This is a genomic window from Citricoccus sp. GCM10030269, assembly GCF_042665635.1.
Lineage (GTDB): Bacteria > Actinomycetota > Actinomycetes > Actinomycetales > Micrococcaceae > Citricoccus.
The window spans coordinates 41,601-53,237 of record NZ_JBHTCV010000003.1 but is presented as its reverse complement, the minus strand read 5'-3'; the positions used below and the strand labels follow the sequence as shown (position 1 = coordinate 53,237).

The window sequence follows — 11,637 nt, the reverse complement described above, 5'->3', positions numbered from 1 at the left end:
TCCTGATGCTGGTCCCGGTGGTACTCCGCCCCGGCTTCGGCACCCTCGGATGGTGCCTGCTGGCGCTGGCGATCGTGGCTGGTGTGGACCTGTTGCTGGCGGCCTCGCCCCGTTCGGTGGTCTTCGAACGGGAGTTGCCGACGTCCAGCCGCCTGGATGAGTCCATCACCAACGGTCTCCTGGTCACTCACCACGGACGACGCCGGCTGCGCGGGTCACTGCGGGACGCCTGGCAGCCGTCGGCCGGTCAAACGCTGCCTGCCGACCTCCCGCCTCGCGCCGATGCAGCCGTGGCGCTGGACGTGCCGGCAGGGGAACGACGCCGGGTGGTCACCACACTGACGCCGCGGCGCCGGGGACGGTTGCGGACGGCGTCGGTGACCGTCCGTTCCTGGGGTCCTCTGGGCGTGGCCGCTCGCCAGGTCACACATCCGGTTCCGGGCGAGGTCACCATCCTGCCCCCGTTCCGCTCACGGCGGCACTTGCCCTCCCGCTTGGCCCGGCTGCGCGAGATGGATGGGCGCTCCGCCGTCCAGACTCGCGGCGGTGGCACTGAATTCGATTCGTTGCGGGACTACGTGCGCGGTGATGATGTGCGATCCATCGACTGGCGGGCCACCGCGCGCCGTCAAGACGTGGTGGTGCGCACGTGGCGTCCCGAGCGCGATCGGCGGGTGGTGATCGTGCTGGACACCTCCCGTACCTCCGCCGCTCGGGTGGACGACGAGCCCAAGCTGGACACCGGCATCGAGGCCTCGCTCCTGCTGGCCGCGCTGGCCTCCGCGGGTGGCGACCGGGTGGAGCTGCTCGCCTTCGACCGGAAGATCCGGGCCCGCGTCTCCTCCACGGAGAAGGGCAACCTGCTCCACCGGATGGTCACCGCGTTGGCTCCGGTCCAACCGACGTTGCTGGCCGCGGACTGGTCGCACATCCCGGTCGAGGTCGCGGCGGTATCCCGGCAGCGTTCCCTCGTCGTGTTGCTGACGGATCTGGATGCGGCGTCGCTGCAGGAAGGGCTGCTACCGGTGTTGCCCACCCTGACGGCCCGGCATCAAGTAGTGGTCGCCTCGGTCACGGATCCACAATTGGCTGTCATGGCCCAACAGCGCGACGACGCTGAGACGACGTTCCGCGCGGCCGCGGCCGAACGCTCCGGACTGGAACGCCTCGCAGCAGCCCGCGAACTGGAGATGCTGGGCGTCGAGGTGGTCGACGCCGCACCGCATCAGTTGCCGCCGGCCCTCGCCGACACCTACCTGAGACTTAAGGCCGCCGGCCGACTGTAAGTCTCTCCCTTGGTTTGCGGGTGTCAGGCGAGGCCGCCGTCTTGGCGGATGCGGTCGAGTTGCTCGGCGGCGGCCACCGTGGCCTCGAGCGTGCGGTTCGCGGTGAGCCGCGTGGCTCCGGACTGGTCCGGCGCCGCCAACACCAGCTGCGCCAGCCGAGCGGGATCCAGGCCGATGCGCTCCCACGTCCGGGCGATCCCGACGGCGGTGTCCCGGTAGGGCCTGTGGTCACGGTCCCCGGCCGGGCCGGGCTCGGGGAGCCGGAACACGATGTGCCTTCCGGCCTCCGTCCAACCGGCCACGATGTCCCAGCACGAGGCGTCTGAACCGGGGCCTTCCAGGGGCACCAGCGGTAGGGCCAGGGCCGACATCGGCTCCGGTACTGGACCCGAAGCCGAGGGCGACGAGGGCGACGAGGCCGAGGGCAACGACTCGGAAGCCAGTAGAGCCAGATCCGTCCACGGCCAGGCCTCCCCGGCACCGCTACGACCGGGCGCGAGAACGACGCTGCTGGCGCCGGCGTCGATCACCGCCTGTGCGAGGGCGGTCCACGCGGCGCGGACTTCGGTGCGGGGAATGGACCGCACGGTGCGGTAACCGCTCGCGGTCGGCAGCGTCCCGGAGAGAATCGCCGCGGCGCGCGGCTCGTCCACGATGACGGTCAGCCGCGAGGCCCCGGTCTGGGCCCGCATCGAGCGAACCTGCGCGGCCAGCCCAGCCGTCAGGGACTGGGCCACATCCCGGCGCGCTCCGTAGTCCGAGAGCGACCGTTCTCCCCCGGTCAGCCAGAGGTCAGCGGCCAGGCTCATCGGCCCCCTGACCCGGAGGGCCAGGTCGTCCAGCTCGAGGCCGGCTTCTCCAGCGATGTCGGTCAGGGCGTGGCGGTCCGTGCTCAACGCTGAGACGGCGCGGCGGTGGTCCATTCCGGGCTCGGGCACCAGGCGCCAGCCGTGGGGTTGCAGATCCACCGCGAGTTCCTCCAGCAGGCCGGCGCTGCGGCCGACGGCATCGGAACCGGGCCCTCTCGCCGGCAATTCGGGCAGCACCGGCAGGTGCGGACTGCCCAGCCCGGAGACCATGTCCCGGGCGGCGACGACGGGGTCGGCCCCCGGCCAGGCGCCCAGCAGAGTGGCGCGCACAGTCTCCGGCGCGGCGCCAGTACCCGTGTCCACGCTCTGGTCCCCCTCAGCCACGGTCGGCGACGATGGCGCGGTGGTGCTGGATGACCTCGGAGACGATGAAGTTCAGGAACTTCTCGGCGAACGCCGGATCCAGATCCGCATCCTCGGCCAGTCGGCGCAATCGCTGGATCTGCGCGGCCTCACGGCCGGGGTCCGACGGCGGCAGGTTGTGCCCGGCTTTGAGCCGTCCGACCCGTTGGGTGCACTTGAAACGCTCGGCCAGCAGATAAACGAGGGTCGCGTCGAAATTGTCGATACTTCCCCGGATTGCATACAACTCCTCGAGGACCTCCGGATCGGCCGTGCCCTGCAGCGACGAGGCGTGCGGATCGTAGTCGGCGTCCGGGTTCTGGCCGGTCTCTCCGGCGTGATCTGCGGTCATGCCTCTAGCCTACGGTCGGCGACGGCGGTGCTCAGGCCACCCGCGCCATGTTGACCGCGGTGTCGATCGTCGACTGGCCCAGCACGCGGGTACCCCGGTACAGCACGGCTGTCTGTCCGGGGGCGACCCCGGTCAGAGGTTCGTCGAGTTCGATGACCCAAGTGCCGCCGTCGGGCGCCTGAGTGCTGTCGGCCGTACCATCGGCCGTACTGTCCGCCGAGGGCAACCCGACCCGGGCACGAGCGGGGACGGTGTCCCCATGCGCGCGCACCTGCAGATGGCAGTCGAACCATTCGCCGGTGGCCTCCTCGGCCAGGGCGGCGCCGGCCCACGACGGCCGGATGCCGACGATTCGGTCCACCGCGAGCATCTCCTTGGAGCCCACGACCACGGTGTTGTCCTTGGGCCGGACCTCGAGCACGAAGCGCGGACGACCGTCCGGGGCGGGCCGGCCGATGTTCAGGCCCTTGCGCTGACCCACCGTGAAGGCCTGGGCGCCGGCGTGGGTGCCCAGCTCGTTGCCCTCGGTGTCGAGAATGGTCCCCTCGGTCATGTCGATGCGCTCATTCAGCCAGCCGCGGGTGTCGCCATCGGGAATGAAGCAGATGTCATGGGAGTCCGGCTTGGCGGCCACGGACAGCCCACGCTCCGCGGCCTCCGCCCGCACCAAGTCCTTGGAGGGTGTCTCCGCCAGCGGGAACAGGCAGCGCTCGAGCTGCTCGGCGGTCAACACGCCGAGCACGTAGGACTGATCCTTGGCCCAGTCCGCGGCGCGGTGCAGTTCCAAGCTGCCGTCATCGGTGCGGACGACCTGGGCGTAGTGGCCGGTGCAGACGGCGTCGAACCCCAGGGCGAGGGCCTTCTCCAGTAGAGCGGCGAACTTGATCCGCTCGTTGCAGCGCATGCAGGGGTTCGGGGTGCGCCCCGCGGCGTATTCGGCCACGAAGTCGTCCACCACGTCCTCCTTGAACCGCTCCGAGAAGTCCCAGGTGTAGTACGGAATACCGAGTTTCTCGCAGGCACGCCATGCGTCCCGCGAATCCTCAATGGTGCAGCACCCACGCGACCCAGTCCGCAGCGTGCCGGGCATCCGGGACAGCGCCAAATGCACCCCGACCACTTCGTGACCGGCGTCCACGGCCCGGGCAGCGGCGACGGCGGAGTCGACTCCTCCGCTCATGGCGGCGAGGACCTTCATACTGGATGTTCCCTTCAACGTTGGCTGTTGGCCGTCTCGATCGAGGAGGCATGTCCGGCCATGCCGGCACGCAGCGCCGAGGCATGGACCTCCGGCAACACGGACAACACGTGGTCAACGTCCTCGACCGTGGAAGTATGCCCGAGGCTGAATCGCTGGACGGACCGAGCCAGGTCCTCGTCGATGCCCAGCGCCACCAGGACGTGCGAGGGTCGCGGCACTCCGGCCGAGCAGGCGGACCCCGTGGAGGCCTCGACGCCGGCCATGTCCAGGCCGAACAGGATGGAGTCTCCTTCGCAGCCGGGGAAGATGAAATGCGCGTTGCCCGGGGCACGGCGTGTGCCGGCGGGGAGCTTCTCCCCCGTCTGCGGGTCGCGGTCCTCGGCCCCGGTGAGCTGCGCGTCGGGAATCACGGCGCGTATGCCCTCGATCAGCCGGTCCCGCAGGGCGCCCACGCGCTCCCGCTCAGTGTCGAGGTTGGCGTGCGCCTCCGTGGCCGCGGCGGCAAAGGCCTCGATCAACGCAGCCGGGATGGTTCCCGAGCGGATGTCGCGCTCCTGGCCGCCGCCGTGCTGCACTGGCGTCAGGACGGCATCGCGGCGCACCAGCAGGGCCCCGACGCCGACCGGTGCCCCGATCTTGTGCCCCGTGACCGCCATGGTCGTCGCCCCCGAAGCAGAGAAATCGACGGGCACCGTGCCGAACGCCTGGACCGCGTCCGTGTGGAACGGCACGCCGTACTCCGCGGCGATGGCGGCAGCCTCGGCCACGGGCTGAATGGTGCCGATTTCATTGTTGGTCCACATCAGGGTGGCCACCGCGACGCTTTCCGGATCCCGGGCCAGGGTGGATCGCCACTCGTCGAGATCCACCATCCCGTCGGGCCCGACTCGCACGAAGTCCAGGCGCGCCCCCTCATGGGTCTCCAGCCAGGTCGCCGTGTCGAGAACGGCGTGGTGTTCCAGGCCGGTGAGCACAATGCGATTCCGTGCGGGGATCTGCGCGCCAGACTCGTCACGACGTGCCCAATACAGGCCCTTGAGCGCGAGGTTGTCCGACTCCGTTCCTCCGGAGGTGAAGATGATCTCGCTGGAGTGCGCCCCGAGCGTGGCGGCGAGCGCGTCCCGGGCGGTCTCGACCCGGAGTTTGGCGTGACGTCCGGACTGATGCAGGGACGACTGATTGCCGATGGACTGCGTGCTCACGGTGAACGCCTCGAGTGCTGCCGGGCGGATCGCTGTGGTCGCGGCATGGTCGAGGTAGACGCGGGACCGGGAGGCGGAAAGGGGCATGTCTCCAGTGTACGAGCGGGTGGCCCAGGGTTGTCAGTTCCCTGCCGGCCTTCTCAGCATTGTCTGCCTTCTCTGCCTTCTCTGTGGTTCATTCTCGGCTATTCACCGTGTCGGCGAAGGCTGTGAGGTCGGTGTCCGGCCGTACGGCCGCGGCCTCCAGCTCCGGATGCGTACAAATCGCCCGCACCAGATCCGCCGAACCGGCGACGAGGGTCGAGTCGACGTCGATCTCGCTGGCCAGCGTCCACGCCCGGTCCTGAGGCCACGCCAGCTGCGGGGATTGTTCCACCTGATCGAGCCCGGCACTCCTCCACACCGGCCGCTGCAGTGCCGTGCCATCGTCCCGCACCAGCAAGTACCTGCGGTACCCGTCACCGACGTCGAGCAACCGACGATCGTCGCGCAAGGCCGCCGTCGTACGGGGACCAAAGGCCGGTGGCAGAACTTCGCGCGCCGTCTTCCTCACCCGGCCAGCCCGTCCTGCTCCATCGGCCCGCCCGAACTCATCGGACTCCATCACCGTCAACCGGACTCCGCCACCCTGAAGCCATGACTGTCCTTCCCAGAGCCCGAGCACGAGCTGGCCCGGCGTGGTCGTATGGTCCAGCAGCACCCCGGCCAGCGCCGCCATGGTGGGCGAAGCCAGGTGGCCGAAGGCGACTTGCCCGAACTGCAGATCTGGATCGTGCCGTGATATCGCGAACCCGTTGTCGTCGCTCAGGGACAGATCTGACCACTGAGCCGATGCATGGAACTCGGTGCCCTGTTCCTGAGCCACCTGCTCCCACGTCGTCGTTCCGTAGGCGTTGAGCCCGCCTCCTGACGCGGCACCATCTCGATGCGCATCCCAGTACGACTCCGGTTCCAGGCCCCGTGACCTCCATCGGTCTGCGGCCGCCGCGTCCCAGCGGTGGTGATGCCACGGGACCGGGTGGAAGATGCGAGCGATGGCCTCATAAGGCGCCGGATTTCCGGCGGGAACGATCATGGCCGCGCGACCACTACCGGCCCATTTGTCTCCGGCTTCCAGCATCCCTGCCAACCATGCTCCATCGGCCGGATCGACCACCTCGAGTTCAGGACCGTCTGGGCGTGGGCGGGGAAGGCGGGGCATGCTTCCTCATTGTGCCCGCTGAGCTGGTGGTCATCACGGTTGCTGCCAGAATGATCCGAAACCGCCACGCATGACTGAGAATGAAAAGGCCATCCACCGAAATGGCCATCCACCCGAGGAGTCCGCGCGATGCCCATGGTCGAACCGGAGTACCAGCACCCGGTCCAGGAGTTCGCGCACCGCACGGTGGACTTTCGTTCCAGCATTCTGGTGATGGCCGTCGTCAATCGGACACCGGACTCCTTTTACGACGACGGTGCATCCTTCGCGCTCGACGCCGCCGTGAGCGCCGCTCGCCGGGCGATCGACGACGGCGCCGACTGGGTCGACGTGGGTGGGGTCCCGTTCGCTCCCGGACCGGAACTACCGCCGGAGGAGGAAGCCGCACGGGTGGTCCCGGTGATCGCCGCGCTCCGTAAGGCCCGCACCGTGGGCAGCAATGAGGACTGCAGCGAGGACCACCGTGCGGCCGGTCAGGCCTTCACCGCGATCCTCTCCGCAGACACCTTCCAGCCGTCCGTGGCGGAGCAGGCCATCGCCGCCGGCGCGGACGTCATCAACGACACGACCGGGTTACACCACCATGATCTCGGCCGCGTGGTCGCTGCCGGCGGCGCGCACCTGGTCATCACGCACTCCCTGGCCAGTCCGCGGACGCCCGTGCCGTCCCCACAGTACGACGACGTCGTGGCCGAGGTCCGCGAGCGCCTGCTGCGCCGGATCGACCTCGCCGTGTCGCTCGGCGTGCCGGAGGAGAAGATCATCGTGGACCCCGGCCATGATCTGAACAAGAACACGCTGCATTCCCTGGAGCTCACGCGGCGTTTCGGGGAGATCGCGTCCCTGGGTTTCCCCGCGCTGGCAGCCGTGTCCAACAAAGACTTCATCGGTGAGGCCCTTGGCCAGCACAAGTCGCAGCGGCTGGCAGGTTCACTGGCGGCGGCCCAGGTCTGTGTCATGAACGGGGCACGCATCCTCCGAATGCACCAGGTCGGCCCGTCCGTTTCCGCCGTCCGGATGACCGAGGCCATCATGGGTTGGCGTGAGCCTGTTCGGCTCGAACATAACCTGAACGGACAGAACCGCGACGCCGACCGGTCCCCCGGACCCGACGACGGCGCGGACTGGACCGGACCGACAGCATTCCCGCCAGCACGGAAAGCCGCACGATGAGAGCACTTGTCCATCCTTATCCGGCCGGACTCGCCAGCCCGGCCCTCACCGCCGACCTTGCCGACGACGACCTCGTGGAGTTCTATGCCCCGCCCGGTGAGGAGCATCGCCACCCCGATGGGATGTGGGTCCGGTTCAATTTCGTGGCGTCCGCAGACGGTGCGGCCGAACTGGACGGTCGTTCCGGTGGGCTCGGCACCCCGGCGGATCGCCGGCTGTTCTCGCTGCTGCGGCGGCCGGCGGACGTGATCCTGGTCGGCGCCGGCACCCTGCGCACCGAGGGCTATGACGGCGCCCTGCTCTCCGAACACGACCGGGCGTGGCGCCGCGACAAGGGAATGCCCGATCATCCGAGCATCGCCGTGGTCTCCCGGCAGCTCGACCTCGACCCCGACAGCGCCTTCTTCACGAATGCGCCGGTCAGACCACTGATCCTGACGGGATCGGAGGCCGACGGCGGCCGCAAAGCCGCGCTGGCAGAAGTCGCCGAGATCGTGGAGTGCGGCACCCAGAGGGCCGAACCGGCCCGGATTCGTACTGCGCTGGCAGAGCGAGGGCACCGACTCGTCCACGCAGAGGGCGGCCCCACGGTGTTCGGCTGGTTCGCTGCGGACAGGCTGGCCGATGAGTTGTGTCTGTCCGTGTCCCCGTTGCTGGCCGGCCCGGATGCAGGCCGCATCGTCGCCGGCCCGTCTCTGCCCGAATCTTCCTCCTTGGACCTGGTCGGACTGCTGGAAGAAGACGGGGCGCTCTTCGGACGATACCGGGTGAGGCGGTCATGACCCCATCGGATCTGGGCGGCCGATCCGCCTATGAGGTTCTCGGGGTCTCCTTCGACGCGGACACGGCCACCCTCAAGGCCGCCTGGCGCCGTGCTGCCCGCCGTACCCATCCCGACTACGGGGGCAATGCCGAGGAGTTCCGTCTGGTCAGCCGAGCCTGGGAACTCGTCGGGGACCCCTCGTCCCGTCACCACTACGACCGCCGATTCGGCACCACCGGCTCGGCGTCGGGACCGGCATCAGGACCGGCACCCGGATCGGCATCAGGACCGACGACCGGATCATCACCCCGGCCTCGACATGCCGCCGGACGATCGCCCGCCGGCAGTGCCGGGACGGTGACCTATCTACCGCCGCTGGACGACGACACGGCGCTCGATCTGGCCCGCAGCTCTCAACAGGTCCACGGTGCACCCCGCAAACGTGGCATTCTGCCCGCCGGGAACCGGCTGGTCCGTGAGTCGCGCACCATCAGGGTGCTGCAGAATCTGGTGCTGTCGTCGCTGCCGGCGAGCCGTCTAGTCACCGGCATCCACCTCACCTTCGGACGGATGAGCTCCGGCGCCATCGACCATGTGGTGCTGTGCGGGGACCGACTGGCCGTGATCGGCTCGATGCAGGTGCCCGACGGCGTATACCGGTGGGACGGCAGCGAGCTGTGGCGCGGCGACCGCCGGGTGGCGCCGCCGTCGTTGGCTCCGGCCATGGTGGCTCTTCAGCGAGCCTTCCCGGACTGCACCGTCGGCGGGTTCGTTCTGGTGCTGGGACCGGATGACAATCCGCACGCCCCCGTCATTCAGCAGGAGCGCACCCGGTCCGCCCCGGACGCCGATGCCACCTTTCTCACGGAGCCGCCGGCCAATGCGCTGCAGTTCGGGCGGGATCTGAAAATGTTCCTCGGGACCGGCTCGATGGCCGGCACGGTGGATCGGAGGCTGCTGGCCCGTTTGCTCGGGGCGATGTACTGAGCCCGTCAGCATTAGCATGATCTGGTGCCCTCAGACGTTCCCCCTGGCCTCCCCGATCAGCCGACAGATGCCTTCCCGGACAATCCCCATCGGGACGCGCCGCGCCGTGCGGCGCCGGGAACTCCGGGATTTCGCATCCTGTTTCACACGCCGGAAATCCCGGGCAACACCGGCAATGCGATCCGGCTGGCCGCGATCACGGGGGCTGAACTGCACCTGGTCGAACCGGTCGGCTTCGATTTCTCGGATACCAAGCTCCGCCGGGCCGGATTGGACTATCACGATCTTGCGGTGATGACGGTGCACCCAGACCTCGAAGCGGCTTGGGAAGCCTTGTTGCCGGCCCGCGTGTTCGCGTTCACGTCCAGAGGCAATGTGCTGTTCACCGACGTCGAGTACGAACCGGGCGACGTGCTGTTGTTCGGCCGCGAATCCACGGGGCTTCCCGAAGAGGTCCTCGCTGATCCGCACGTCACCGCTCAGGTCCGCTTGCCGATGCAACCCTCGCGGCGTTCGCTGAACCTGGCCAATTCGGCGTCGGTCGCCGTCTATGAAGCCTGGCGTCAACACGGTTTCGCCGGAGCCGGCTGACCTGTCCGGCATGTGGTGGCACACCCCGTGTTGCAGACCGATCACGACCCGCGTGGCAGTGGGGTCCCGGTGGAAAGCGTTCCTATGCTTGAACCACCATGGAAGAACACTCCCCCGGTCGGCCCGACCGCACGACTCCGCCGGTTGAGCCGAGCTCTACACCGTCGTCCACACCCACCGCAGCGGACCTCGGCCTGCCCGGGCTCGATCATCTTCTGAAGCTCGCCGGTGAAGGCGACCGGGCCTCGTTCTCCGCCTTCTATGACGCCACCGCCCGCTGGGTCTACGGGCTGGCCCGTGCCATTTTCGCCTCGGAGGACGATGCTGCCGAGGCCACCGTCCTGACGTACCTGCGCGTGTGGGAGTCCGCCTCGCACGAGCATTTCGACGATGACTCGGTCGCGTCCCGTCATCGTTCCGTGCTGTGCTGGCTCGAGGTGCTGGCTCACGAGACGATGACACGGCTCGTCCGCACCGATGCGCTCCCCGAGTACGGCACCGGACTCCTGCCGGAGCATGCCGGAGTCACCGATGTGGAAGCGCATGACCCGTCCACGGTCTTGACCGAACTGACCCCCGCCCAGTTCGCCGCCTTGGAACTGGCCTGGGCCGGGGGCCGGACCTACCGGCAGGTCGCCGAGGAGCTCGGGGTGGCCGTGCCCACGGTGAAGTCCCGCCTGCGGGACGCCGTCCAGCGCGTCTCCAAGCGCTACCAGGAGAAGTTCCTCGGTCGCGCCAGCAACGACGACCCGGTCATGCAGCGCACGGTCACTCCGGAGATCGCGGCCCGCACGGGCACGACGCGCAATTTCACGCTGAATCTCAGCCAGGACCTCGAGAACGGTCTGGCCAAGGAATGGGCCGACCTCGTCGCGCTGGACGCCCTGCCGGAGGCCGAACACGAGGAACTGAACCGGTTCCTGGCCCAGCAGGGGCCGGAGTTCACCACCTTGTGGAGGGCCCGTCTCGAGGGCGCCCGCCGCACCGTCACGTGGGCGTTTCGCGGACTGGCGCACGAGCCGCCGTCGGACTTGTTGGACGACCTGCTGCACCGACTTCCCGCCCAGGATGTGGGCATGGGTCTGATGGACGGCTTGGCGCCGTCCCAGAGCGATGACTCGGCCGGCCGGTGGGGCACACGGCCCGTCAAGAAATGGATGCTGGTGGTCGCGGGCCTATTGGTGCTCGCCGTGGGCGTCTGGATGGTCGTGCGGCTCATCCTCGGCCCCAACGTCGTGGCGACCGTGGACAATGCCGAGGATTCCTTCACCACCCAGCACATCGCGCTGGCCGAGGGCGGTTCGATGCAGGGCAATGTCTCCAAGGACAACGACATGGCCTACATCACCTTCGCCGGCCTGCCCCACCCCGAGGACGGCAGCGTCTATCAATTGTGGCTGTTCCCGACCGATGGCTCGGCGCCACACAGCCTCGGCACCTATTCGTTGGAGGATCTGGAGGATCCGGTCACGTTCCGCGGTGTGGAGCAGTATGAAGAGCTGGCGATCACCACCGAACCCGACGGCGGCTCCGAGACTCCGACGTCGGCGCCGCTGGGCAGCGTGAACCTCATCCACCAGGTCACCCAGGGACCGGTGTACGGCGGTCACCCGAACAGCACGCCCTCACCGTCCGACGAGGAATCGACGGAGGAATCCACCGAGGAGTAG

The 11,637-nt window shown here is 68.8% G+C and carries 11 protein-coding genes; 6 read left to right on the top strand and 5 right to left on the bottom strand.

The annotated features are described in order from the left end of the window. Window positions 1-5: 5 nt before the first annotated feature. Window positions 6-1,286: a DUF58 domain-containing protein gene (locus ACFQQD_RS06800; RefSeq protein WP_378087738.1), complete on the top strand. Its 1,281-nt coding sequence runs from the start codon at window positions 6-8 to the stop codon at window positions 1,284-1,286. A 23-nt stretch (window positions 1,287-1,309) separates the two neighbouring features. Here the strand turns inward: ACFQQD_RS06800 and ACFQQD_RS06795 are convergent, their stop codons facing one another. The 5 genes from ACFQQD_RS06795 to ACFQQD_RS06775 all read right to left on the bottom strand — a co-directional run bounded on the left by ACFQQD_RS06795 (window position 1,310) and on the right by ACFQQD_RS06775 (window position 6,453). Further along, window positions 1,310-2,458, bottom strand: a complete 1,149-nt coding sequence (locus tag ACFQQD_RS06795; protein ID WP_378087629.1) for a hypothetical protein — start codon at window positions 2,456-2,458, stop codon at window positions 1,310-1,312. A gap of 13 nt (window positions 2,459-2,471) precedes the next feature. Then, the gene (locus ACFQQD_RS06790; RefSeq protein ID WP_378087627.1) at window positions 2,472-2,849 is read right to left on the bottom strand and encodes a chorismate mutase; all 378 of its coding nucleotides are present in this window, start codon (window positions 2,847-2,849) and stop codon (window positions 2,472-2,474) included. Between the two features lie 31 nt (window positions 2,850-2,880). Beyond that, window positions 2,881-4,047 carry a tRNA 2-thiouridine(34) synthase MnmA gene (gene mnmA, locus ACFQQD_RS06785; RefSeq protein WP_378087625.1) on the bottom strand — a complete coding sequence of 389 codons (1,167 nt, stop codon included), beginning with the start codon at window positions 4,045-4,047 and terminating at the stop codon, window positions 2,881-2,883. Window positions 4,048-4,061: 14 nt separating this feature from the next. Next, a complete protein-coding gene (locus ACFQQD_RS06780) occupies window positions 4,062-5,339 on the bottom strand; it encodes a cysteine desulfurase family protein (RefSeq protein ID WP_378087623.1) in 1,278 nt (425 codons plus the stop codon). A gap of 88 nt (window positions 5,340-5,427) precedes the next feature. After that, window positions 5,428-6,453: a hypothetical protein gene (locus tag ACFQQD_RS06775; RefSeq protein WP_378087621.1), complete on the bottom strand. Its 1,026-nt coding sequence runs from the start codon at window positions 6,451-6,453 to the stop codon at window positions 5,428-5,430. Window positions 6,454-6,582: 129 nt separating this feature from the next. On the opposite strand from ACFQQD_RS06775, the gene folP reads away from it, so the two are divergent. The 5 genes from folP to ACFQQD_RS06750 all read left to right on the top strand — a co-directional run bounded on the left by folP (window position 6,583) and on the right by ACFQQD_RS06750 (window position 11,637). Next, on the top strand, window positions 6,583-7,626 hold the full coding sequence (gene folP / locus ACFQQD_RS06770) for a dihydropteroate synthase (RefSeq protein WP_378087619.1): 1,044 nt from the start codon (window positions 6,583-6,585) through the stop codon (window positions 7,624-7,626). After that, window positions 7,623-8,408 carry a pyrimidine reductase family protein gene (locus tag ACFQQD_RS06765; protein ID WP_378087617.1) on the top strand — a complete coding sequence of 262 codons (786 nt, stop codon included), beginning with the start codon at window positions 7,623-7,625 and terminating at the stop codon, window positions 8,406-8,408. The genes folP and ACFQQD_RS06765 overlap by 4 nt, the downstream gene beginning before the upstream one ends. Continuing rightward, window positions 8,405-9,376, top strand: coding sequence for a J domain-containing protein (locus ACFQQD_RS06760; RefSeq protein WP_378087615.1), 972 nt, complete (start codon window positions 8,405-8,407; stop codon window positions 9,374-9,376). Before ACFQQD_RS06765 ends, ACFQQD_RS06760 begins: the two co-directional genes overlap by 4 nt. Before the next feature lie 135 nt (window positions 9,377-9,511). Then, entirely contained in the window at window positions 9,512-9,967 is a 456-nt protein-coding gene (locus ACFQQD_RS06755; protein WP_378087736.1) for a tRNA (cytidine(34)-2'-O)-methyltransferase, read from the top strand. A gap of 98 nt (window positions 9,968-10,065) precedes the next feature. After that, window positions 10,066-11,637 carry an anti-sigma factor domain-containing protein gene (locus ACFQQD_RS06750; RefSeq protein ID WP_378087613.1) on the top strand — a complete coding sequence of 524 codons (1,572 nt, stop codon included), beginning with the start codon at window positions 10,066-10,068 and terminating at the stop codon, window positions 11,635-11,637.

Coding starts and splice junctions, on each gene's coding strand:
- ACFQQD_RS06760 (WP_378087615.1), top strand. CDS start 8,405: ATGACCCCATCGGATCTGGGCGGCCGATCCGCCTATGAGGTTCTCGGG.
- ACFQQD_RS06765 (WP_378087617.1), top strand. CDS start 7,623: ATGAGAGCACTTGTCCATCCTTATCCGGCCGGACTCGCCAGCCCGGCC.
- ACFQQD_RS06750 (WP_378087613.1), top strand. CDS start 10,066: ATGGAAGAACACTCCCCCGGTCGGCCCGACCGCACGACTCCGCCGGTT.
- folP (WP_378087619.1), top strand. CDS start 6,583: ATGCCCATGGTCGAACCGGAGTACCAGCACCCGGTCCAGGAGTTCGCG.
- ACFQQD_RS06790 (WP_378087627.1), bottom strand. CDS start 2,849: ATGACCGCAGATCACGCCGGAGAGACCGGCCAGAACCCGGACGCCGAC.
- mnmA (WP_378087625.1), bottom strand. CDS start 4,047: ATGAAGGTCCTCGCCGCCATGAGCGGAGGAGTCGACTCCGCCGTCGCC.
- ACFQQD_RS06775 (WP_378087621.1), bottom strand. CDS start 6,453: ATGCCCCGCCTTCCCCGCCCACGCCCAGACGGTCCTGAACTCGAGGTG.
- ACFQQD_RS06800 (WP_378087738.1), top strand. CDS start 6: ATGCTGGTCCCGGTGGTACTCCGCCCCGGCTTCGGCACCCTCGGATGG.
- ACFQQD_RS06780 (WP_378087623.1), bottom strand. CDS start 5,339: ATGCCCCTTTCCGCCTCCCGGTCCCGCGTCTACCTCGACCATGCCGCG.